This window comes from Pseudomonas sp. NBRC 111140 (assembly GCF_001320885.1).
In the GTDB taxonomy this organism is placed as follows: domain Bacteria; phylum Pseudomonadota; class Gammaproteobacteria; order Pseudomonadales; family Pseudomonadaceae; genus Aquipseudomonas; species Aquipseudomonas putida_P.
The window spans coordinates 1-22,924 of sequence record NZ_BCBQ01000084.1 but is presented as its reverse complement, the minus strand read 5'-3'; the positions used below and the strand labels follow the sequence as shown (position 1 = coordinate 22,924).

The 22,924-nt window shown below is 63.8% G+C and carries 22 protein-coding genes and 1 pseudogene; 16 read left to right on the top strand and 7 right to left on the bottom strand.

The annotated features are described in order from the left end of the window. Positions 1-16 precede the first annotated feature (16 nt). Together APH42_RS22660 and APH42_RS22655 are read right to left on the bottom strand one after the other, a co-directional pair. Positions 17-508, bottom strand: coding sequence for a hypothetical protein (locus APH42_RS22660; protein ID WP_060494264.1), 492 nt, complete (start codon positions 506-508; stop codon positions 17-19). Positions 509-595: 87 nt separating this feature from the next. Beyond that, positions 596-1,252 carry a YciC family protein gene (locus APH42_RS22655; RefSeq protein WP_012274311.1) on the bottom strand — a complete coding sequence of 219 codons (657 nt, stop codon included), beginning with the start codon at positions 1,250-1,252 and terminating at the stop codon, positions 596-598. 166 nt (positions 1,253-1,418) lie between these two features. On the opposite strand from APH42_RS22655, the gene APH42_RS22650 reads away from it, so the two are divergent. From APH42_RS22650 to APH42_RS22630, 5 genes are all read left to right on the top strand, one after another. Then, on the top strand, positions 1,419-2,177 hold the full coding sequence (locus APH42_RS22650; RefSeq protein ID WP_060494263.1) for a DUF2076 domain-containing protein: 759 nt from the start codon (positions 1,419-1,421) through the stop codon (positions 2,175-2,177). Between the two features lie 180 nt (positions 2,178-2,357). Further along, on the top strand, positions 2,358-2,837 hold the full coding sequence (locus APH42_RS22645) for an NYN domain-containing protein (protein WP_060494262.1): 480 nt from the start codon (positions 2,358-2,360) through the stop codon (positions 2,835-2,837). Positions 2,838-2,845: 8 nt separating this feature from the next. Next, on the top strand, positions 2,846-3,451 hold the full coding sequence (locus APH42_RS22640; protein ID WP_060494261.1) for a PolC-type DNA polymerase III: 606 nt from the start codon (positions 2,846-2,848) through the stop codon (positions 3,449-3,451). 133 nt (positions 3,452-3,584) lie between these two features. Further along, positions 3,585-4,499, top strand: coding sequence for a drug/metabolite exporter YedA (gene yedA, locus APH42_RS22635; protein ID WP_012274307.1), 915 nt, complete (start codon positions 3,585-3,587; stop codon positions 4,497-4,499). 55 nt (positions 4,500-4,554) lie between these two features. After that, complete coding sequence (locus APH42_RS22630) at positions 4,555-5,886, top strand: DEAD/DEAH box helicase (protein WP_060494260.1); 1,332 nt, start codon at positions 4,555-4,557, stop codon at positions 5,884-5,886. A gap of 108 nt (positions 5,887-5,994) precedes the next feature. On the opposite strand, the gene APH42_RS22625 is transcribed toward APH42_RS22630, so the two are convergent. The 3 genes from APH42_RS22625 to APH42_RS22615 all read right to left on the bottom strand — a co-directional run bounded on the left by APH42_RS22625 (position 5,995) and on the right by APH42_RS22615 (position 9,024). Next, positions 5,995-7,236 carry a TIGR03862 family flavoprotein gene (locus APH42_RS22625; protein WP_060494259.1) on the bottom strand — a complete coding sequence of 414 codons (1,242 nt, stop codon included), beginning with the start codon at positions 7,234-7,236 and terminating at the stop codon, positions 5,995-5,997. Between the two features lie 148 nt (positions 7,237-7,384). Then, positions 7,385-8,299 carry a histone deacetylase gene (locus tag APH42_RS22620; protein WP_012274304.1) on the bottom strand — a complete coding sequence of 305 codons (915 nt, stop codon included), beginning with the start codon at positions 8,297-8,299 and terminating at the stop codon, positions 7,385-7,387. Positions 8,300-8,337: 38 nt separating this feature from the next. After that, the gene (locus APH42_RS22615; RefSeq protein ID WP_060494258.1) at positions 8,338-9,024 is read right to left on the bottom strand and encodes a histidine phosphatase family protein; all 687 of its coding nucleotides are present in this window, start codon (positions 9,022-9,024) and stop codon (positions 8,338-8,340) included. Positions 9,025-9,203: 179 nt separating this feature from the next. Between APH42_RS22615 and APH42_RS22610 the strand changes: the two genes are divergently transcribed. The 7 genes from APH42_RS22610 (at position 9,204) to APH42_RS22580 (ending at position 15,552) form a co-directional block, all read left to right on the top strand. Continuing rightward, entirely contained in the window at positions 9,204-9,773 is a 570-nt protein-coding gene (locus APH42_RS22610) for a GNAT family N-acetyltransferase (RefSeq protein WP_012274302.1), read from the top strand. Between the two features lie 147 nt (positions 9,774-9,920). Beyond that, a complete protein-coding gene (tesB, locus tag APH42_RS22605) occupies positions 9,921-10,790 on the top strand; it encodes an acyl-CoA thioesterase II (protein ID WP_012274301.1) in 870 nt (289 codons plus the stop codon). Continuing rightward, a complete protein-coding gene (locus APH42_RS22600; RefSeq protein WP_012274300.1) occupies positions 10,787-11,380 on the top strand; it encodes an HAD family hydrolase in 594 nt (197 codons plus the stop codon). Before tesB ends, APH42_RS22600 begins: the two co-directional genes overlap by 4 nt. Positions 11,381-11,482: 102 nt before the next feature. Further along, complete coding sequence (locus tag APH42_RS22595; protein WP_012274299.1) at positions 11,483-12,493, top strand: NAD(P)-dependent alcohol dehydrogenase; 1,011 nt, start codon at positions 11,483-11,485, stop codon at positions 12,491-12,493. A 130-nt stretch (positions 12,494-12,623) separates the two neighbouring features. Next, positions 12,624-13,736, top strand: a complete 1,113-nt coding sequence (locus APH42_RS22590) for an ABC transporter substrate-binding protein (protein ID WP_060494257.1) — start codon at positions 12,624-12,626, stop codon at positions 13,734-13,736. Further along, a complete protein-coding gene (locus APH42_RS22585; protein ID WP_060494256.1) occupies positions 13,733-14,794 on the top strand; it encodes an iron ABC transporter permease in 1,062 nt (353 codons plus the stop codon). The genes APH42_RS22590 and APH42_RS22585 overlap by 4 nt, the downstream gene beginning before the upstream one ends. Next, the gene (locus APH42_RS22580) at positions 14,791-15,552 is read left to right on the top strand and encodes an ABC transporter ATP-binding protein (protein ID WP_012274296.1); all 762 of its coding nucleotides are present in this window, start codon (positions 14,791-14,793) and stop codon (positions 15,550-15,552) included. Before APH42_RS22585 ends, APH42_RS22580 begins: the two co-directional genes overlap by 4 nt. Positions 15,553-15,718: 166 nt before the next feature. Here the strand turns inward: APH42_RS22580 and APH42_RS22575 are convergent, their stop codons facing one another. After that, positions 15,719-16,420 carry a FadR/GntR family transcriptional regulator gene (locus APH42_RS22575; RefSeq protein WP_060494255.1) on the bottom strand — a complete coding sequence of 234 codons (702 nt, stop codon included), beginning with the start codon at positions 16,418-16,420 and terminating at the stop codon, positions 15,719-15,721. A gap of 260 nt (positions 16,421-16,680) precedes the next feature. Here APH42_RS22575 and APH42_RS22570 point away from each other — a divergent pair, with 260 nt between their 5' ends. The 4 genes and pseudogenes from APH42_RS22570 to APH42_RS22555 form a co-directional block, all read left to right on the top strand. Next, positions 16,681-18,033: an MFS transporter gene (locus tag APH42_RS22570; RefSeq protein WP_060494254.1), complete on the top strand. Its 1,353-nt coding sequence runs from the start codon at positions 16,681-16,683 to the stop codon at positions 18,031-18,033. 19 nt (positions 18,034-18,052) lie between these two features. Beyond that, positions 18,053-19,408 carry a glucarate dehydratase gene (gene gudD / locus APH42_RS22565; RefSeq protein ID WP_060494253.1) on the top strand — a complete coding sequence of 452 codons (1,356 nt, stop codon included), beginning with the start codon at positions 18,053-18,055 and terminating at the stop codon, positions 19,406-19,408. A gap of 387 nt (positions 19,409-19,795) precedes the next feature. After that, a complete protein-coding gene (locus APH42_RS22560) occupies positions 19,796-21,187 on the top strand; it encodes an amino acid permease (protein WP_012274292.1) in 1,392 nt (463 codons plus the stop codon). A gap of 110 nt (positions 21,188-21,297) precedes the next feature. Then, positions 21,298-21,908 (top strand): annotated as a pseudogene (locus tag APH42_RS22555) (YhcG family protein); the annotation flags it as partial. A gap of 7 nt (positions 21,909-21,915) precedes the next feature. Here APH42_RS22555 and APH42_RS22550 read toward each other — a convergent pair. Then, positions 21,916-22,785: a LysR family transcriptional regulator gene (locus APH42_RS22550; protein WP_060494252.1), complete on the bottom strand. Its 870-nt coding sequence runs from the start codon at positions 22,783-22,785 to the stop codon at positions 21,916-21,918. Between the last annotated feature and the right edge of the window lie 139 nt (positions 22,786-22,924).

Here is a 22,924-nt window from a genome sequence, read left to right as displayed (position 1 = left end):
GTGGCCGGGGCGGCTGTCAGCCGAGCGGTACGAGCAGGAAGGTGAACACTTCACCTTCCTCGACATTGAGCAAGGCCACCCAGTCGCCGCTTTTGTGCGGCGTATCCTTGATGATGCCAACCCTGTGGCCTCGGTGGTCGCGCAGATGGCAGACCAGGCCGTCCTCGGTCAGCTCCAGTGGCTCGATCTTCCAGTAGTCAGTGACGTCGGCATGCCAGTAGAAGCCCAGGTAGCCATTGCGGCTGATGCCCAGTTTCTTGGCTTGTGGTCGCCCAGGGATGCTGATGTGGTGATGCAGGCGATCGTCGGTCTGCGAGTGGTAATGAAAGTCCATCACCGGCGAGTCCTGCTTTCCCCCAACCTGTAGCCAGTCATCCTCAGGGGTAACCCCCCAGCTGAACTTGTCACTGCTGCGGCTCAGGCGCAGTGGGATGTACCGGTTGACGGCGCGCATGTACAGCCTGCCGCGAAACGACCTGGCAAATTCCGCTTTGATGTCTTCGTGCATGGTGCTTTCCTCGGTTGGCATTGAAGGTTTCGCACCCTAATGCCCAAGCGCGACGCCCAGGCAGATCGAAGACTTTCCCCGGTTGCCTCAGGCGCCGGCTTCACCTTCCAGCAGCATGAACAGGCGGTACAGCACCACGGTGCTGAACAGCTGCAGGAAGCCGCTGAGGCTGTCCATGGCCAGCTCCATGCCAGGCGAGGGTTCTGGGAAAGCCATCAGCAGCAGCCCGTCGATCAGCCAGATCGGTGCCAGCACAGCCACCACACAGAACATGATGCGCATGAAGTGACCGGTGGTCATGCTGGCACTTTCGCGCATCGCCTGCACCACCGGGCGGCCGCGCAGCACCAGCAGGTACTCGGCGAACACCAGATTGATCATGATCCATACGCCCGGGAAGACGAACAAGGCAAGGCCCGCCATGATCAGCAGCGAACTGATGAGAATCAGCAGGGCCAGTTGTGGCCAGAGCTGCAGGGCGCGGGCGAACAGGTCGCGCTTGGCGATTTCCTGGCCCTTGCTGCGGGTATCGAGGTAAAGGATCAGCGCGGCGCTGTACAGCGGGTAGAGCAGCAGGCTGACGAGCATGCCGTAGGCAGGCGATGCCTGGTCGCCCAACTGCCGGTACAGCAACTGAGTGAGCAGGGCTTCCAGCACCACCAGCGGCAGGCACAGCTGGACAATGTTCGGCAGGTGGCGGCGGAAGAAGTACAGGGAGTCGCGCAGAACGCTCAGCGGATTCATCAGTCAACATCGCATGGCAGTAAAAACAGGGGCCTAACTTTAGCCCAAAGCAGGCCTGGGGCTGTCACTTGCTGAAAAAAGTTTCACCGCGCCGGTGATTGAATCCCGCGTCCGTACGCCCCATCTTTGACGCTGTCCGTTGTCCCGCTACCCCACGAGGTCGCCCATGAACACTGAAGAACAAACCCTGATCGACGGCCTGTTCGGCCGCATCAAGCAAGCTGAAGACCCGAGCCAGCCGCGCGATCCGCAGGCCCAGGCGTGCATCGAGCAACATCTGCGTCAACAGCCGGCGGCGCCTTACTACATGGCACAAGCCATATTGGTGCAGGAGGCTGCGATCAAGCGCCTCGACGAGCAGAACAAGCAGCTGGAGGCCGAACTGCAGCAGGCCCGCGCCCAGGCCCAGGCCGCACAAGCCGCCAGCAGCGCGCCAAGCAATGGCGGGGGTGGTTTCCTGTCCAGCCTCTTTGGTTCGGGTGGGCGTAACGCGGCCCCGGCGGTGCAGCCGCAGCGTCCCGCTGCTGCCCCGGTGGCGTCGGGTGGTGGCTGGCGCGAGCCTTCGGCACCGGGCTTCTCCCAGCCGCCAACACAGCAACCTGGCTTTGCCGCCGCGCCGGCGCGCGGCGGCGCCAGCAGTTTCCTCGGTGGGGCCATGCAGACCGCTGCCGGTGTGGCCGGTGGTGTGTTGCTGGCGCAGGGTATCAGCAGCCTGTTCAACCACAACTCGCAGCCGGAAGAAGTGGTCGAGGTGATCAAGGAAGAACCGACACCGGCCAGCGACAACGGCGGCTGGAACGACCAGGGCGGTCAGCAGCAAGTGGCTGACAATGGCGGTTGGGGCAGTGACCAGGGTGGTTACGCCGACAGCGATTATGGCAGCGATGATGGCGGGTTCTTCTCGGACGACGACTCGTACGTCTGACAGGTCTGGCATACTGCTGGCATTTTTGAGGGGCGCTGTGCGCCCCTTTCGCGACGCAAGGCCGCTCCCACAGGTAAAGTGCAGGTTTCACACGCATTGCCCGACCTGTGGGAGCGGCCTTGTGTCGTGAAAGGGCTGCAACGCAGCCCCAAAATCCCAGACCGGACACGAGGTTCCCAGGTGAAAAAGATCGCGCTGTTCGCCGATGTGCAGAACCTCTACTACACCGTGCGCCAGGCCCATGGCTGCCATTTCAACTACACCGCCCTTTGGGCCGACGTCAGCCGCGAAGGCCAGATCGTCGAAGCCGTGGCCTATGCCATCGACCGTGGCGACGCCAAGCAGCAACAGTTCCAGCAGATTTTGCGCAACCTCGGTTTCGACGTGCGTCTCAAACCCTTCATCCAGCGCAGCGATGGCTCGGCCAAAGGCGACTGGGATGTGGGCATTACCCTGGATGTAATCGACGCGGCAAGCAGGGTCGACCAGGTAGTGCTGGCTTCTGGCGATGGTGATTTCGACCTGCTGCTGGAGCGGGTGATCCAGCGCCATGGCACCGAAGCCGTGGTGTATGGCGTGCCGGGGCTGACGGCGCTGTCATTGATCCGTGCCGCCACCCGCTATGTGCCCATTGAGGGCACACTGTTGCTCAAACACTAAGGTTTTTCATGGAACGTATCGCTGTCATCGACTTTGAAACCACCGGTATTTCCCCCGGTGCCGGTTGCCGCGCCACCGAGGTGGCGGTGGTAATGCTCGAAGGCGGGCGCATTGTCGAGCGCTACCAGAGCCTGATGAACGCGGGCGTGCCAGTGCCGGCCTTCGTCGCCGGCCTGACCGGCATCACCACCGCCATGTTGCGCACTGCGCCGCCGGTGGACAAAGTGATGAACGAGGTGGCCGAGTTTGTCGGTTGCACCCCATTGCTGGCGCACAACGCGGCCTTCGACCAGAAGTTCTGGGACTACGAACTGAGCCGCATCGGTCGCAGCCGCAGCCAGCCGTTCGCTTGCTCTCTGCTGCTGTCACGGCGCCTGCTGCCGGCGGCGCCGAACCACAAGCTGGGTACTCTGACACGTTGGGCTGGGTTGCCGGACACCGGGACCGCGCACCGGGCCATGGCCGATGCCGAAATGGCCGCCAACCTGCTGCAACACCTGACTGGCGTGTTGCGCCAGGACCACGGTTTACAGCAACTTTCGCACGATCTGCTTTGTCGGTTGCAGAAAGTCCCGGCTGCAAAGGTGCGCGACACGCTGGCCAAGTACCGTTAGGGCTGGCCGGCAATACAGGGCTCAAGCCGAACGCACCAAAAGTGTGCCGCTCATTTGAGCCCGTTCTGTAACGTATCTTCGCCCAGGCAGGCCGTTAAACTGAAGCACCCGTAAACGGATTTCGAGTTTTCCCATGCCTGCCGCCCGTCGCTTCCCGCTGTTGCTCATTGGTGCTTTCCTGGCCTTGTACCTGGTTTGGGGTTCCACTTATCTGTTCATTCGTATCGGCGTGGAGAGCTGGCCTCCGATGCTCATGGCCGGGGTGCGCTTTCTGATTGCCGGCGGCCTGCTGTACGGTTTTTTGCGCTGGCGCGGTGTGCCCGCGCCGACCTGGCCGCAGTGGCGGGCGGCAGGGGCAATTGGCTTTTTGCTGCTTAGCTGTGGCAACGGTGGTGTGACCGTGGCCGAGCATGCTGGCGTGGCGTCGGGCGTAGCGGCGCTGGCCGTGGCGACAGTGCCACTGTTCACCCTGCTGTTCGGCCTGTTGTTCGGGCACCGCAATTCGAAGCTGGAGTGGGCGGGCATTGCCCTGGGGCTGGTGGGTATCGGCCTGCTGAACCTGGGTTCCAACCTGCAGGCAAGCCCGATGGGTGCAGCGCTGATCCTGTTCGCAGCGGCGTCCTGGGCGTTCGGCTCGGTGTGGAGCAAAACCTTGCCGCTGCCCCAGGGGCCGATGGCCAGCGCGGCAGAAATGCTGGTGGGGGGGGCGGTACTGTTGCTGGGCAGTGTGCTGTCGGGCGAGCGTATGACGCAGATGCCGACCGCTGCCGGCTGGGGGGCGTTGGCCTATCTGGTGTTCTTCGGCTCGATCCTGGCGTTCAGTGCCTACATGTATTTGCTCAAACATGTGCGCCCGGCAGCCGCCACCAGCTACGCCTACGTCAACCCGGCGGTGGCGGTGCTGTTGGGCATCGTCTTCGCCGGCGAACAGATTGGCGCCGAAGAGTGCGTGGCGATGGCGGTGATTATCGGTGCGGTGGTGCTGATCGGCCTCCCACAGTGGCGCAAGGCGCCTGCGCAGCCGTTGAAAGGCGAAATCTGCAAGTAGGCAGGGGTGATGCGGTAAACTTGCCGCCTTCGCTGAACCCCCCGACGGTATTGCCATGAATTTCGCCAAACTCGGCCTGATCGAACCGCTGCTGCGTACCCTGCAGCAGCTGGACTACACCACCCCGACCCCGGTGCAGGCCAAGGCCATCCCCGCCGTGCTGGCCGGCCGCGACCTGATGGCCGCAGCCCAGACCGGTACCGGCAAGACCGCAGGCTTTGCCTTGCCCGTGCTGCAGCGCCTGGCGCTGGAAGGCGAAAAGGTGGCCAGCAACTCCATCCGTGCGCTGGTGCTGGTACCTACCCGCGAACTGGCCGAGCAGGTGCACAACAACGTGCGCGAATACGCCGAGAACCTGCCGCTGAGCACCTACGCGGTGTATGGCGGCGTCAGCATCAACCCGCAGATGATGCGCCTGCGCCGTGGTGTCGACCTGCTGGTGGCCACCCCGGGTCGTTTGCTCGACCTGTTCCGGCAGAACGCGGTGAAGTTCAACCAGGTGCAGACCCTGGTACTGGACGAAGCTGACCGCATGCTCGACCTGGGCTTTGCCGAGGAGCTGCAATCGGTTTACGCGGTGCTGCCCCGCAAGCGCCAGACGCTGCTGTTCTCCGCCACCTTCTCCGATCAGATTCGCGTGCTGGCGGGGTTGGCCTTGAATGACCCGCTCAGTATCGAAGTGAGCCCGCGCAACGCCACCGCGACCAGCGTCAAGCAGTGGCTGGTGCCTGTGGATAAAAAGCGCAAGGAAGACCTGTTCTGCCACCTGCTGCGCAAGCAGCGCTGGACCCAGGTGCTGGTGTTCGCCAAGACCCGTAACGGTGTCGACCAACTGGTGCAGCGTTTGCTGGCCGAAGGTGTGAACGCCGACGGCATTCATGGGGACCGCCCGCAGGCTACCCGTCAGCGCGCGCTGGACAGCTTCAAGGCCCGCGAAGTGCAGGTGCTGGTGGCCACCGATGTGGCAGCCCGTGGCCTGGACATCGATGATTTGCCGCTGGTGGTCAACCTTGACCTGCCGATCGTTGCCGAGGACTACGTGCACCGCATTGGCCGTACCGGGCGGGCGGGCAACAAGGGCGAGGCGATTTCGCTGGTGTGCGCGGATGAAGTGCAACTGCTGGCGGCTATCGAAGTGCTGACCCGGCAGACCCTGCCGCGTCATGAAGAGCCTGATTTTATCCCTGATCATCGGGTGCCGCTGACCGATGCCAGTGGCCAGGTGATCAAGAAACCGAAGAAGCCCAAGAAGCCGAAAGAAAACAGCGCCAAGCGCGGGCTGGGCCGTTGGATGGACAGTTCTGAGGCGGGTAATTCCGAGCCGGCAGTCAAGGCGGTGCGCAAGGTGCCGAGTTTCAATGGTGGGCCGCGCAAGCGTAAGCCCTGAGATTTCGGGGCCGCTCTGCGGCCCATCGCGACACAGTTCAGGCCCGCGCCGTACCTGTGGCAGCGGCCTTGTGTCGCGAAAGGGCTGCGCAGCAGCCCCGGCAATCTTTCAGGAAACCGGCTTAACCCAATCCGCCGCCGCTCGCCCGGCGCGCAAGCCGCTGGCAAAGCACGCCGTTAGCAAATACCCCCCGGTCGGCGCCTCCCAGTCCAGCATTTCGCCGGCACAGAACACCCCCGGCATGCCCTTGACCATCAACCCCTCATCCAGCCCCTCGAAACGCACCCCGCCGGCGCTACTGATCGCTTCATCCAGCGGCCGTGTACGCACCAACGTGATCGGCAATGCCTTGATCGATCGGGCCAGCGCCTGCGGGTCGGCAAAGCTCGCGTGATCAGTCAGCTCCCGCAGCAGTGCCGCCTTGACCCCATCGATACCCAACTGGCTGTGCAGATGCTTGGCCATGGAGCGTGAACCGCGTGGCTTGGCCAGTGCCTGGGCAATTTTGTCCACAGGCTTGTCCGGCAGCAGGTCGAGCAACAGCAGCCCACGGCCGTCACGGTTGATGGCCTCGCGCAGCGGAGCCGACCAGGCATACACCAGGCTGCCCTCCACACCTTGCGCGGTGAGGATGAACTCGCCTTTGCGCGGTGCACTGCCCGGTACGCTGAGGGCAATGTTCTTCAGCGGCGCGCCGGCGAACTTGTCCTTGAGCAAGGCGCTCCAACTGTCTACTTCAAAACCGCAGTTGCTCGGCTGCAAAGGCGAGATATCCACAGCCCGTTCGGCCAGCAGCGGTTGCCAGCTGCCGTCGGAGCCCAGTCGCGCCCAGCTGGCGCCACCCAGTGCCAGCACCACGACGGCGGCTTTCACCAGCCGTTCGCCCTGTGGATAAGCAATCCGCAAGGCGCCATCGGAGTTCCAGCCCAGCCAGCGATGACGGGTGTGGATAACTACCCCGTTGTCACGCAGGCGCTTGAGCCAGGCACGTAGCAGCGGCGCGGCTTTCATGTCGGTCGGAAACACCCGGCCCGAGGTGCCGACGAAGGTTTCGATGCCCAGGCCGTGAATCCATTGGCGTAATGCGTCCGCATCGAAGTCGCGCAGCAACGCCTCGATCTCGCCCTGGCGTTCGGCATAGCGGGCCACGAACGCCGAGTAGGGCTCGGAATGGGTGATGTTCATGCCGCCGACGCCCGCCAGCAGGAACTTGCGCCCAACCGAAGGCATGGCATCGAACACCTCGACTGACAGGCCTGCCTGGGCCAGTGCTTCGGCAGCCATCAAGCCGGCAGGGCCGCCACCGATGACGACAGCGAGGGGAGAGGATGCGGGGTTCAGATCGGGCATGGTGGGCAGCAGGCTGTGGAAAAGAGGCGCATTCTAGCGCAGCGCTGGCCATGGAAGCACTGGTCAAAAAATGCTCAGAAGTCTGCAGGCCTTGCCATCAAAGGGCTGTAGCGCCTTTCCCGCAGGTTATCCACAAGCGGTTCCACAGTCATTGTGAACAACCGATGACGCGTGCTGCGCTGTGGTGAAGGATGCCGTGGCGTTTGGCCAAGGCTGCGCGGTCCTTGCTGTAACCACCGCCGATCACGCCCACCACCGGGATATCGCGGCCCAGGCAGTGGCGCAATACGGCTTCGTCACGGGCGGCAACGCCAGCATCGGTCAGTTGCAGGTAGCCCAAGGCGTCGTCTTTGTGCACATCGACGCCGGCGTCATACAGCACCAGGTCGGGCTGATACAACGGCAGCAGGTAATTGAGGGCGTCGTCCACCACCTTCAGGTAGGCGGTATCGCCCATGCCACGGGGCAGGGGGATGTCCCAGTCGCTTTGCGCCTTGCGGGCCGGGAAGTTCTGCTCGCAGTGCAGCGACACGGTGATGGCCTCTGGCGTGTCGTGCAGGATGCGCGCGGTGCCATCGCCCTGGTGCACGTCGCAGTCGAAAATCAGCACCCGGTGTACCCGGCCAGCCGCCAGCAGGTAACGGCTGATCACCGCGAGGTCGTTGAAGATGCAGAAGCCGGCGGGGTGGTCGTAATGGGCATGGTGGGTGCCACCGGCGAGGTGGCAGGCGATGCCGTGCTGCAGGGCCATTTCGGCCGTGAGCAGCGAGCCGCCGACGGCGCGCACGGTGCGCCGGGCCAGCGCCTCGCTCCAGGGCAGGCCGAGGCGGCGCTGGTCCTCGCGCGACAGCTCGCCGTTCATGTAGCGCTCGATGTAGCTGCGGTCGTGGGCCAGGGCGAGGATGTCGTTGGGGCAGATGTCCGGGCGCAGCAGGGCTTGGTCGGTGGTCAGCCCGCTGTCGACCAAGTGGTCGCGCAGCAGGCGGAACTTGTCCATCGGGAAGCGGTGTTCGGCGGGGAACTCCGGGCTGTAGTCTTCGTGGTAGATCAGCGGCAGCGGCATGGGGTGTTCACAATCGGGGCCAGTGCTGATCTTGCCAGTTATCGTCCTGCGCTGGCCAATACGCGTTGCCAGTCCGGCTCGTTCAGGCGCCCTAGGATGCGCGCCTTGCCATCGCCATCCACCGACACGAACAAAGCGCTGGCGTAGCTGCTTTGACGCTCGCCACCGGCAACGTTCTGCTGGCGGGCGAAATGGTCGATGCAGCCGTTGTGGGTCACCAGCACCAGGTTGTGCCCCGCACGTTTGCGCGCCAGCGCCTCGCTGGCGAACTGGCTGTCGCAGGTTTCCAGCCAGCCTTCGCTGGCCACCGCCTGACCGAGGATGAAGTGCGCGGTTTGCCGGGTGCGCAGTTTCGGGCTGGTCAGCAGGTCGGCGTTGTGCAGGCCCAGCCGGTTCAGCCCTTGGCCAACACGGGTTGCGGCCTGGCTACCGCTGACGGTGATACCGGTGGGGTCGTCCAGGCAGGGGCCGGGTGCGCTGTCGCAGCGTTCGGCGTGGCGGATCATCACGATCACCGCGCCTTCGGCCCAGTCTTGCAGTAAACCGCTGTCACTCAGTTGTTGCTCGTTGCCAAGGTCCACGATATGCGTCCTCGTCGCCAGCCAGGTGGTCAACGCCGCCACGACCATGCACAGGCCAAGGGCGGCACCGAGGGCTTTGCGAGACAGGCGCCGCTTGCGCCGGGTGTGTATGGCAGCGTGCCCCAGGGTATTGCTCGATTGCATGCGTAGCTCCGTTGGCATGGCCGCGTCTGGCGCGGCAGAGATGGCGGCATTGTGCTGAGGGGCCTGTCGGGGGCCGGTGAAGGGCGTGTGAAAATTGCATTCGGCGGCTACCGGTTGGGTGAAAGCCGAGCCCGCGCCTACGCTGTACACTGCAAGGCGGCAAAACCGGAGCAGGCCCCATGACCCCCATCCTTGAACTGGAAAGCGCACGGCTGGTGCTGCGCCAATGGCACGACGACGACCTGCGCGAGTTCGCCGCGCTGTGCGCCGACCCGCAGGTGATGCGCTACTTCCCGGCGCCCCTGACGCGTCTGGAAGCCGCTGCATTGATCGGTCGGGTGCGCGGGCACTTCAATGAATACGGTTTTGGTTTGTGGGCCCTTGAGCGCAAGGACAGCGGCGCGTTCATCGGCATGACCGGTTTGCTGCACGTGGGCTTCGAGGCCGATTTCACCCCCGCTGTGGAGATTGGCTGGCGCCTGGCCCGCCGTCACTGGGGCCTGGGTTTTGCCAGCGAGGCGGCGTGGACCTGCCTGCGTTGTGCTTTCGCCCAATTGCGCCTGGAGGAAGTGGTGTCGTTCACTAGCGAGAGCAACCTGCCGTCGCAGAAGGTCATGCAAGCCATCGGTATGCAGCAGGACGCGCAGGGCAGTTTCGAGCACCCCCGCCTGCCTGAGGGCCACCCGCTGCGCCCGCATGTGCTGTACCGCATCGACCGCACCCATTGGGAGCGCACCCTGCGCCCCTGAATGCATGGCCATGCCCGGCACCAATGACAAACCCTGTATTATTTGCCCACTTGGAAGGCGCTGCATGTTGCACGTTCAGCGCCTGTGAGATCGAGCGCCGCTCGGGCGGCGCATCGCGAGCAAGCTCGCTCCTACGGAGAACCCCCGATGAGTCATGTGTTGGACGACCTGGTCGACCTGTTGAGCCTCGAAGCCATCGAGGAGAACCTGTTCCGTGGCCGCAGCCAGGACCTGGGCTTCCGCCAGCTGTACGGTGGGCAAGTGCTGGGGCAGTCGTTGTCGGCAGCCAGCCAGACGGTCGAGGACGCGCGCCATGTGCATTCGTTGCACGGCTACTTCCTGCGCCCGGGCGATGCCAGCCTGCCGGTGGTGTACTCGGTGGACCGCGTGCGCGATGGCGGCAGTTTCAGCACCCGGCGGGTGACGGCGATCCAGAAAGGCCAGACCATCTTCACCTGCAGCGCATCGTTCCAGTACGACGAGGAAGGGTTCGAGCACCAGGCGCAGATGCCAGAGGTGGTCGGCCCGGAAAACCTGCCGACCGAAGTCGAACTGGCCCGCGCCATGGCCGACCAGTTGCCCGAGCGCATTCGCGACAAAGTGCTGTGCGCCAAGCCGATCGAGATCCGCCCGGTCACCGAGCGTGACCCGTTCAACCCCAAGCCCGGCGACCCGGTGAAGTACGCCTGGTTCCGCGCCGACGGCAACCTGCCTGACGTACCCGCCCTGCACAAGTACCTGCTGGCCTACGCCTCGGACTTCGGCCTGCTGACCACTGCGCTGCTGCCCCATGGCAAGTCGGTGTGGCAGCGCGACATGCAGATCGCCAGCCTCGATCATTCGTTGTGGTTCCATGGCAACCTGCGCGCTGACGAATGGCTGCTGTACGCAACCGATAGCCCCTGGGCCGGTAATTCCCGTGGTTTCTGCCGCGGCAGCATCTTCAACCAGGCCGGGCAACTGGTGGCATCGTCCAGCCAGGAAGGCCTGATTCGTCATCGCAAGGATTGGGCATGAGCCTCCTTGGCGAGGTGCGCAACTGGGTGTTCGACATGGACGGCACCTTGACCGTGGCGGTGCACGACTTTGCCGCCATTCGCGTGGCGTTGGACATCCCGGCCGAGCACGACATCCTCACCCACCTGGCGGCGCTGCCGGCTGATGAGGCGGCAGCCAAGCATGCCTGGTTGCTGGAGCACGAGCGGGACCTGGCGGTTGCCTCCACGGCGGCCACCGGGGCGGTGGAACTGGTGCGCGAACTGGCCGAGCGCGGTTGCCGGCTGGGTATTCTTACCCGCAATGCGCGTGAGCTGGCGCATGTGACGCTGGAGGCCATTGGCCTGGCGGACTGCTTCGCGGTGGAGCACATTCTCGGGCGTGACGAAGCGGCGCCCAAGCCGAGCCCGGATGGGTTACTGAAAATTGCCAGTGCCTGGGGCGTGGCGCCCAGTGAGCTTGTGATGGTGGGGGATTACCGCTTTGACCTGGACTGTGGACGGGCGGCGGGGGCGCGCACGGTGCTGGTGAACCTGCCGGATAACCCGTGGCCGGAGCTGGTGGATTGGCATGCGGCCGATTGCCAGGCATTGAAGGTGATGCTGGGCTGATTCTTGTATTGGCAATGCGGGCCTGTTCGCGGGCATGCCCGCGAAAGGGCCGGACCTGTCTATGCTGAACCCCATTCTTTCTTCTGATACGGAGACCTACCCATGACCAGCAAGGCCATCTACGTACAACCCGGCGGCGGCTACGACAAGGTCGAGGTCGGCACCAGCGAGGCCCTGGCCCCCAAGGCCGGCGAGATCACCGTGCGCCTGCACGCCAGCTCCCTCAACTACCACGATTTCGCCGTGGTCAGCGGCATGTGGGGCCCGAGCGAGCGGCGCATCCCCATGGCCGATGGCGCCGGTGAGGTGGTCGCGGTGGGGGCTGGAGTTACCGAGTTCCAGGTCGGCGACAGCGTGGTCAGCACCTTCTTCCCCGATTGGCTCGATGGCCAGGCCAATGTCGAGGGCTTTGCCCAGGTGCCTGGCGACGGCCTCGATGGCTACGCCCGAGAGCAGGTCACCGCCCGTGCCACTGCGTTCACCCTGGCGCCCAAGGGTTTCAGCCATGCCGAAGCGGCCACCCTGACCACCGCCGGGCTTACCGCCTGGCGCGCGCTGATGAGTGATGATCACCTCAAGCCCGGCGACACGGTGCTGGTGCAGGGCACTGGCGGTGTGTCGATTTTCGCCTTGCAGTTCGCCAAACTGGCCGGCGCCACAGTGATCGCCACCTCGTCCAGCGATGCCAAGTTGGAGCGCCTGAAAGCGTTGGGTGCCGACCACCTGATCAATTACAAGAGCACCCCGGCCTGGGGTGAGAAAGTGCGTGAGCTGACGGGCAACCGCGGGGTTGATCATGTGATCGAAGTGGGCGGCCCGGCGACGCTGGAGCAGTCGATGATTGCCGCGCGCATCGGTGGGCATGTTTCGCTGATCGGTATCCTCACCGGGGTGGCTGGGCAGTTGCCGCTGGTGCAGGCGCTGGTGCGGCAGATTCGCCTGCAAGGGGTGCTGGTAGGCAGCCGTGCGCAGCAGCAGGCGATGGTGCGGGCGATCGATGCCAACGGCCTGCGCCCGGTGGTGGACAAGCATTTCGAGTTGGAGCAGATCGTCGAGGCGTTCCGTTACCAGGAGAGCAACCGGCATTTCGGCAAGATCTGCCTGACTTGGTGAGGATAGGTGAGGGCGGCTGGATGTAACGGCCACCCTACAAGCCAATACATTCGCGCACATCGGCAGCACAGGGCGGCTGGCTAGAATGCCCCGCTCTGTTGCGATTGATTCTCTTCAAGAGGATGCCCCGATGTGCCCGACTCCCCTTTTCTGGCAGCGTTTGCTGCCTGTCTTGCTGTTGGCTACCTGCCTCGGCTTCATCCAACCTGCCAGCGCCATGCAAGTGACCGACGTGCTCGGGCGCAAGGTCGAGGTTGACCACCCGCCTCAGCGCATCGTGCTTGGCGAAGGGCGGCTGTTCTTCGCGCTGGCTTTGCTTGACCGTGACAACCCGTTCCAGCGGGTGGTTGGCTGGCAGAACGACATGCGCCTGCTCGACCCGCATACCTATGAGGTGTATGCGCAGCAGTACCCACAAGTGGCCAAGTTGCCGCTGATCGGCCAGGCGTCCGAGCAGAGCGTGAGCGCTGAGCAGATACTGGCGCTCAAGCCCGACCTGGCCATTTTCAGCATCGCCGGTGAGGGCCCGACCCAGCACAGCCCGGTGGCCGATCTACTGGAAAAGGCCGGGGTGCCGGTGCTGTTCATCGACTTTCGCGTGCACCCGATCCGCAATACCCGGGTGAGCATGCAGGCACTGGGCACGCTGCTGGGGCGTGAGCCGCAGGCGGCGGAGTACCTGAACCTGTACGACCGTCACCTGAAGCGGGTAACCGACGGCGTGGCCAGGATCAAGGAAAGCGAGCGGCCCAAGGTGTTTCTCGAACTGTTGGCTGGCGTGTGGCAGGCACCGGGGCACACCACTGGCAAGAGCGGATTGGGCAGCGTGGTCGAAGCCGTAGGCGGGCACAACATTGGTGCCGATGTGGTGCCTGGGGCGCTGGGTGATGTGAGTGTCGAGTACGTGTTGCAAGCCGACCCGGACGTGTACATCGCCACCGGCAACCGCGCGCCCGGGGTGCTGCTGGGGGCTGGCGTCTCCACCGATACGGCACGCCAGAGCCTGGCGAAGATCACCGCGCGCCCCGAGTTCGCCCCGCTGCGGCCGATCCAGGCTGGCCAGACCCATGGCTTGTGGCATGACTTCTACAACTCGCCGTTCAACATCCTGGCGGTCGAGGCCATGGCCCGATGGGTACACCCGGAGCGTTTCAAGGCGCTCGACCCGCAGGCAACCATGGGTGAAATCAACCGCATGCTCAAGGTCGGCCTGGACGGCCAGTACTGGGTCGATGCCAGGTGACCGCGCTGGCCCGCGAAGGCGCGGCGTTGGCAGCCTGGCATTATCGTCGCCTGTTGTGGCGGCGGGCCTTGCTGGTCTTCACGCTGGCGTTGTTGCTGTTGTTGTCGGTACTGGGCGACCTGGCCAGCGGTGCCTCGGGCATGGGCCTGGGGCAATTGCTGCATGGCGTCTTCGACCCGGCGACGTTGAGTGCCACCGAGCGGGTGATCATCTGGAACGTGCGCCTGCCGTACTCGCTGATGGCGGTGCTGGTGGGGGCGGCCTTGGCGCTTGCCGGTGCCGAGATGCAGGCGATTCTAGACAACCCGCTGGCCAGCCCCTTCACCTTGGGTGTGTCGTCATCGGCGGCACTCGGCGCCTCGCTGGCGATTGCCTACCCACTGGGCATTGCCTGGCTGGCGCCGAGCGCCCAGGTGACGGTGATGGCGTTCATCTTCGCCTGCCTGTCGGTGGTGCTGTTGCAGGCCATGTCGCGGTTGCGTGGCGCCGGGGTCGAGAGCCTGGTGCTGTTTGGCATCGCCTTGGTGTTCAGCTGCAATGCGTTGGTCTCGTTGCTGCAATTGCTGGCCACCGAGGATGTGCTGCAGCAACTGGTGTTCTGGACCTTGGGTAGCCTGGCCCGCGCCGACTGGCAGAAGCTAGGCATGCTGGCCCTGGTGCTGGGGTTGCTGTTGCCGTTCTCGCTACGAGCGGCACCGGCCATGACCTTGCTGCGCATGGGCGAGGACCGTGCGCGCAGTTTTGGCGTCGATACCCGGCGCCTGCGTTTTGCCTCGCTGCTGCGCATCAGCCTGTTGTCGGCAACGGCGGTGGCATTCGTCGGCACCATCGGTTTTGTCGGCCTGGTCGGGCCGCACATCGCCCGGCTGCTGGTCGGTGAGGACCAACGCTTCCTGCTGCCCGCCAGTGCGCTGGTGGGGGCGTTGATGCTGTCGCTGTCGTCGCTTGTCAGCAAGGCGATCTTGCCGGGGGTGATCGTGCCGGTGGGCATCGTTACCGCGCTGGTGGGCGTGCCGGTATTCGTGGTGCTGGTGTTCCGCCGGGGGAGAAGGTTGTGAGCCTGTTGATCGAGGGTGTTTCGGTGGCCTACGGCGCGCGGCAGATCCTGCAGGGGGTGAGCCTGCCGGCGTTGCCGGCCGGCAGCCTGGTAGCGCTGGTCGGGCCAAATGGTGCGGGCAAATCCACGTTGTTGCGTGCCTTGGCAGGGCTGGAGCGGATGCGCGGTGGTTTGCGCCTGGATGGGCAGGATGTGACGCGCCTGGGCTTTGCCGAGCGCTCACGTCGCCTGGCCTATATGCCCCAGCAGCTACCGCCGGGTATCGCCTTGGGCGTATTGGAAAGCATTGTTGCGGCCTTGCGCGTGAGCGCTGGCAGCGATCTGCTGGGCAGCGCCTTCGATGCGTTGCGCCAGTTGGGCATCGAGGGTTTGGCCGAGCGCTCGCTGGACAGTTTGTCTGGCGGGCAACGGCAGCTGGTGGCCTTGGCCCAGTTGCTGGCACGCAACCCACAGGTGCTGTTGCTGGACGAGCCGACCAGTGCGCTGGACCTGCATTACCAGTTGCGGGTGATGGGCGCTGTGCGCGAACGCGTGCAGGCGCATCGGTTGCTGGCGGTGGCGGTGCTGCATGACATCAACCTGGCAGCCAGCCACGCAGATTGGCTGGTGGTGTTGCGTGAGGGCAGGGTGGTGGCCTGCGGTGCGCCGGGGGATGTGCTGCAGCCGGGGCTGTTGGCTGAGGTGTATGGCGTGGTGGCCCGGGTGGAGCGCTGTTCGCAGGGGCGCCTGCAGGTGCTGGTGGACCGGGCGTTGGCTTGAAAACCGGCCAGATGCGGTCCCTTGTAGGAGCGGCCTTGTGTCGCGAAAGGGCTGCGAAGCAGCCCCCCGATTTATGCGATACAGCTGATGACCGGGGGCCGCTTCGCGGCCCTTTCGCGACACAAGGCCGCTCCTACACAGGGGGGATGCGCCAGTCGGATGATTATCAATCTGGCAGCAACCGATCGCGGCTGTTGGACAGGTGCAGGCACACCGCCGCCCGCGCCGCATCCGGGTCTTGTCGGCGGATGGCATTGAGGATCGCCTCGTGCTCCAGGTTGGCCAGGTAGGCTTGCCGCGCCAGCTTGGCCCCGGAGCGTTCGGCCAGGGCCATGCGGTTACGCGGGATCAGGCCGTTGCCTAGCTGCAGCAGCATCTCGGTGAAATACAGGTTGCCAGTGGCCTCGGCAATCAGCAGGTGAAAGCGCCGGTCGGCTTCGATGCAACTGTCGCCAGCTGCGGCCAGGTCCTGGTAGTCATCCAGCGCCTGGCGCATGCGTGCCAGCTGCCCCTCGTCACGGCGCAGCGCGGCCAATGCGGCGGCCTGACCCTCCAGGCCAATACGCAGTTCCAGCAGATCACGCACATTCGCCGCGCTTTCCGCCGCCACGCGCAGGCCGGCCTGGGCGTGGCGCTCCATCACGAACGTACCGATACCGTGGCGCGGCTCCACCAGCCCCGAAGCTTGCAACTTGGACAAGGCTTCGCGCACCACCGTGCGGCTGACTCCGTGCTCGCGCACCAGGGTGTTTTCCGAGGGCAACTTGTCGCCCGGTTTGAAGGTGCCCAGCAAAATGTGCTGGGTCAGGCTGGAAACCAGGTCATGAGCGCGGCTGTGGCCGCGTTTACGGGCGTGTTCGGGTTCCATGTGCCATCCGCTGACTGTTGTGCTTGTACGACAAGTTAATCGATAGAAATATTTTTTGCTGGTTTTTCACGTGATCAAGTCAACGCGTAGGTTAAGTGTTTTTGCATAATCGAAGCAGATTGCCATTGTGATGGCTTGTATTTTGAGGATTTACCGACGTTAGTGAGCTTGTCGTACAACTGCGCGGCGCATATGCTCACCCCCACTGCCATGTCAGACAACCTCGACCCGCACAAAAACAATTAGTGGGAGATCCGCAAGTGAACGACACCCTCGCTCCGTCTGGCCGACATGACGGCGACGCGTTGGCCAGCGCCGTGGCCAAGGTCAAGCGCCACGTACTGCCGCTGTTCGTCATCATGTTCATCGTCAACTACCTCGACCGCGTCAACATCGGCTTTGTCCGCCCGCACCTGGAAAGTGACCTGGGCATCAGCGCTGCGGCCTTCGGCTTTGGCGCCGGCTTGTTCTTCATCGGCTACGCACTGTTCGAAGTGCCCTCCAACATGCTGCTGCAAAAGGTCGGTGCCCGCCTGTGGCTGACCCGCATCATGTTCACCTGGGGGCTGGTGGCCACGGCCATGGCCTTTGTGCAGAACGAAACCCAGTTCTATGTGCTGCGCTTTCTACTGGGTGTGGCCGAAGCGGGGTTCTTCCCAGGGGTGATCTACTACTTCACCCGTTGGTTGCCGGCTGCCGAGCGCGGCAAAGCCATTGCCATCTTCCTCAGCGGTTCGGCACTGGCTTCGTTGATTTCCGGGCCGCTGGCCGGGGCGCTGATGCAGCTTCAGGGCTTGGGCCTGCATGGCTGGCAGTGGATGCTGTTCATCGAAGGCATGGCCTCGGTGGTGCTGTGCTTCTTCGTGTTCTTCTGGCTCGACTCCAAGCCGCAAGATGCCAAGTGGCTGAGCAAGGCCGAACAGGACGCACTGGTCGCCACCATCGACCGCGAGCAGCAAGCACGCGAGGCCGTTGGCGCTGTCAAACCGTCGGCCTGGAGCCTGCTCAAGGACCGCCAGATCGTGCTGTTCTGCCTGATCTACTTCTGCATCCAGTTGACCATCTATGCCGCCACGTTCTGGCTGCCGAGCATCATCAAGCGCATGGGCGATCTGAGTGACATGCAGGTCGGGTTCTTCAACTCGATCCCGTGGCTGATCTCGATCCTGGCCATGTACGCCTTCGCCGCCGGTTCCACACGCTGGAAATTCCAGCAGGCCTGGGTGGCGGGTGCCCTGCTGGTCGCCGCCATCGGCATGTTCATGTCCACTACCGGTGGGCCGGTGTTCGCCTTCGTCGCGGTGTGCTTCGCCGCGATTGGCTTCAAGTCGGCGTCGTCGCTGTTCTGGCCAATCCCCCAGGGCTACCTGGATGCCCGTATCGCGGCAGCGGTCATTGCCCTGATCAACTCAGTCGGCAACCTCGGTGGCTTCGTCGCCCCCACCACCTTTGGCCTGCTGGAGCAGCAAACCGGCTCGATCCAGGGTGGGCTGTACGGCCTGGCGGTAACCTCGGTGCTTGCAGCCATCGCCATCTTCTTCGTACGCATGCGCCCCAAAGGCGCCCCTTCCGATGACCTCAAGGCCCCTTCGGCCCTGGGCCAGACCCACTGATGACTGCGAGACAACAACCATGAACATGCAGACCAACCCAGCCGTTCACACCAGCACCCCGGTGGTCACCGACCTGCGCGTGATCCCCGTCGCCGGCCATGACAGCATGCTGCTCAACCTCAGTGGCGCCCATGGCCCGTACTTCACCCGCAACGTGGTGGTGCTGCGCGACAGCGCCGGCAACACCGGCCTTGGCGAAGTGCCCGGCGGCGAGAAGATTCGCCAAACCCTGGAGGACGCCCGCAGCCTGGTGGTCGGCCAGCCAATCGGCCATTACCAGCGTGTGCTCAATGCCATGCGCCAGACCTTCGCTAACCGCGACTCGGCCGGCCGTGGCCTGCAAACCTTCGACCTGCGCATCACCGTGCACGCGGTGACCGCCATCGAGTCGGCGCTGCTCGACCTGCTCGGCCAGCATCTGAACGTGCCAATGGCGGCACTGCTGGGCGAGGGGCAGCAACGCGATGCAGTGAAGATGCTCGGTTACCTGTTCTATATCGGCGACCGTCAGCAGACCGACCTGGCTTACCGCAACGAAACCGATAGCGATGAAGACTGGTTCCGCCTGCGTCACGAAACGGCGCTGACCACAGAGGCGGTGGTACGTCTGGCCGAGGCCGCCAAGGCGCGTTATGGCTTCAGCGACTTCAAGCTCAAGGGCGGGGTATTGCGCGGCGAAGAAGAGATGGACGCGGTAACGGCCTTGGCCGAGCGCTTCCCCGAAGCGCGCATCACTCTTGACCCGAACGGCGCCTGGTCATTGCAAGAGGCCATTGCCCTGTGTCGCGACAAGCACGGCGTGCTGGCCTACGCCGAAGACCCGTGCGGTGCCGAGAACGGTTACTCGGGCCGTGAAGTGATGGCCGAGTTCCGCCGCGCCACTGGTCTGCCCACCGCCACCAACATGATCGCCACCGACTGGCGACAGATGGGCCATGCCATCCAGTTGCAGTCGGTGGACATCCCGCTGGCCGACCCGCACTTCTGGACTTTGCAGGGTTCGGTGCGGGTGGCGCAGATGTGCAACGACTGGGGGCTGACCTGGGGTTCCCACTCCAACAACCACTTCGACATTTCGCTGGCGATGTTCACTCAGGTGGCGGCTGCGGCGCCGGGTGAGATCACCGCCATCGACACCCATTGGATCTGGCAGGACGGCCAACGCCTGACCCGCGAGCCGCTGCGTATTGTCGACGGGCATGTGCGGGTGCCGGCGCGGCCAGGGCTGGGGGTGGAGTTGGATGAAGACCAACTGGCCAAGGCGCATGAGTGCTACCGCAACATGGGCCTTGGCGCGCGGGATGACAGCGTGGCGATGCAGTACCTGATACCGGGGTGGTGCTTCGATAACAAGCGGCCTTGCCTGGTGCGTTAAGGCGGGTTCAAGACTTTGCAAGGAAGGCCTTGGGAAACCGGGGCTTTTTTGTATCTGACCGATAGGGCCAGTGCAGGCAACACACATCCAAATGAAAAACAAAAGCGCCAAACGGCCCGGTGACGCGATCGGGCATGCCATTCGCGACATCTGGCGTTAATGGAAACGCCCTGTCGTGATCGAACAGTTCCGGGGCGTTCTCGTGTAATTACCCACAGCCATGCGGGGCTTAAATGAAGCCCGTCCTGCACTGACAGCTGCTCTGTGATGCGTGCCAAAGATCAACAACAGAACGCGAGTAAGCTGTCGACTTATTGAATTCAAAGGAGATATTTTCGCCTACGCCTGCCCGTCCATCCTTGTGTCAGCAAAAAGAGAACAACATCAATGAACACCGTGGGATCTGATGGCAACCTTGCACAAGGTTTCAAGCCACGTCATGTAACGATGCTGTCCATCGCCGGCATCATCGGCGCCGGACTTTTCGTAGGCTCCGGCCATGCCATCGCGGCAGCCGGGCCAGCAACCATAATTTCCTATTTCGTGGCCGGGACCCTGGTGGTACTGGTCATGCGCATGCTCGGCGAAATGGCCGTGGCACACCCTGACACCGGATCGTTTTCCACCTATGCCGACCAGGCCATTGGCCGCTGGGCCGGGTACACCATCGGCTGGTTGTACTGGTGGTTCTGGGTGCTGGTCATCCCTATCGAAGCGCTGGCCGCCGGGCATGTGCTGAACGCCTGGTTCCCGCAGGTGGACAGCTGGATCTTCGCCTTGGCTTCGGTGCTGTTGCTGGCCGGTACCAACCTGTTCAGTGTGGCCAAGTACGGCGAGTTCGAGTTCTGGTTCGCCATCCTCAAGGTCACCGCCATTCTGGGTTTCATCGGCCTGGGTTTCGCCGCGCTGATGGGTTGGCTGCCCAACCGTGAGGTCAGCGGGCTGAGCGGGTTGATGGCCGAGTACGGCGGCTTTGCGCCGAAGGGCTGGTCGGCCGTGGTCGGTGCGTTCATTACCGTGATGTTCAGCTTCATCGGCACCGAGGCGGTGACCATCGCGGCCTCCGAGTCCAGCGACCCATCGCGCAACATCGCCAAGGCCACCCGCTCGGTGATCTGGCGTATCAGCACCTTCTACATCCTGTCGATCTTCGTGATCATCTCGGTGGTGCCGTGGAACGACCCGCAGCTGGCGGTGGTGGGTTCGTACCAGCGTGCGCTGGAAATCATGAACATCCCCAACGCGGCGTTCATGGTCGACCTGGTGGTGCTGGTGGCCGTGACCAGTTGCATGAATTCGTCGATCTACATCGCTTCGCGGATGATGTACTCGCTGGCCAAGCGCGGTGACGCCCCGGCCTTCCTCAACAAGACCTCCAAGGTCGGTGTACCGCGTGCCGCGGTGTTCGGCAGCACGCTGATCGGTGCGGCCATCGCTGTGCTCAACTACTTCGCGCCGAAGGGTGTGTTCGAGTTCCTGCTGGCAAGCTCCGGCGCCATTGCCTTGCTGGTGTACATGGTCATCGCCATCTCGCAGCTGCGCATGCGCCGCCGCCTGGAGCGGGAAAACACCGAGCTGAAGTTCCGCATGTGGCTGTTCCCGTACCTGACCTGGGCGGTGATCATCTTCATTGCCGGGGCGCTGGCGGTGATGATGTACACGCCTGAGCACCGGGCGGAAGTGAGTTCCACGTTGGGCCTGGCGATCGTGATTTCCTTCCTGGGGATCGTGACCTCGCGGGGCCATGCGCAACCGGTGGGGGCGCGGTCGATGGGGTGATTGAGTTCACCGGGTGGTAGGGCAAAGGGCACTCGTGGATGGGTGCCCTTTGTTTTTTGAAACACTTGTTTGGCAGCACGAGCGGTCGGCGTGGGGCTTGCCAGGCGTAGACGCGGCGTGAGCTTGAGCGTCAACTTAAAGCCGCTCTGTATGAGCGCTGCGTTGCTAACCCGGCAAAAGTTTCGGCAGCGCTGAGGCAGAACTATCCTGCGGCATGGACGTTTTTCGGGATGCCTACATGGTCGAATTTCTTGGTCTGCCTGGTGTGCATGCCGAATCAGACCTGCATTGCGCATTGATGGACCGGCTCAAACAGTTCCTGATCGAGCTGGGCCGGGATTTCTGCTTCGTCGGCTCACAATACCCGCTTCAGGTCGGCGGCCGTGACTTCGCACTCGACTTGCTGTTCTTCCACCGTGGCCTCAACTGCCTGGTAGCGATCGAACTGAAAGTCGGTCGCTTCGAGCCAGAGTACCTGGGCAAGCTGGATTTCTATCTTGAAGCACTGGACCGCAATGAGCGTAAGCCTCATGAAAACCCGGCCATCGGTGTGTTGCTATGCGCCAGCAGAGACGACGAGGTGGTTGAGTACGCACTCAATCGCAGTTTGTCCCCCGCGCTGATTGCCGAGTATCAAACGCGCTTGCCAGACAAGGCACTGCTGCAAGCCAAGCTGCATGAGTTCTTTGCCTTGGGTACTGCAGACGATCCGAGCGTTTGAGCAGCCATCAAGTGCCGCCCATCACGCTTTGCACATACCGCATCACTGCTGGCGCTTTTTCGAAGCGTCGATGGATCAGGCTCAGCCACGAGCTGGCCTGGCAGTCGACTATTTGCCGGAAGTTCACCTGCGGCAGGCTAATGCGCTGCACGACCGATTCCGGGACCACGGCAATGCCTTGGCCAAGGGACACCAGGGTAATCACCGCCACCAGGCTGCCAGGTTGCGGGCCGAGCCGTGGCACGAAACCACCTTGCGCGGCCACCTCCAGCGTGCCGGAGATCTGCTCGGGCAGGATGAAGGTTTCATTGGCCAGGCGCGCGGCCGGGATCTGTGGCACTTCATTGATGCGCGAGCTGGCCGGCAGGGCGAGCACGAAGCCTTCCTGGCGCAAGGCAATGGCTTCGAGTGCTTCCGGCAGCTCCATGGGCGAGCGCACATAGGCCAGGTCAAGCAGGCCATCGCGAACCATGCCGGGCAGATCGGCCATGGGCAGTTCGCGGATATTCAGGCGCACGCCGGGGCAGGTTTCGCTGTAGTGGCTGACTTGCTGCTGAAGCATGCCCGAGTAGGCGGCCGAGGCCACGTAGCCCAGCTCGATGCGCCCGCTTTCGCCACGGGCGGCGCGCTGCGCGCCCAGTTGTGCGGCGTCGAACTGGCGCACGGCCTGTTCAGCCTCGATCAACAGCGCCTGGCCGGCGGCGGTAAGGTTGACCTCGCGCTGGTTACGCTCGAACAGGCGCACGCCCAGCTCGCGCTCCATGTCCTGGATCTGCCGGCTGAGGGTGGGCGGGGCGATGCCCAGTTGCTCGGCGGCCCGGGTGAAATGGCCGTGGCGGGCGACGCAGAGGAAGTAGCGGAAATGGCGGATTTCCATGGGTGTTACCTACAGGGTAATGACGCAGGCCGCCGGGGCTAACAAGGCTTGGTGTTGGCGGCGTTATGGTGGGGTCAACACTACAAGGCTGGCGCTGATACGACCAGCCTGCTTCTGGAGCCTGCCATGCCTGCCCCTT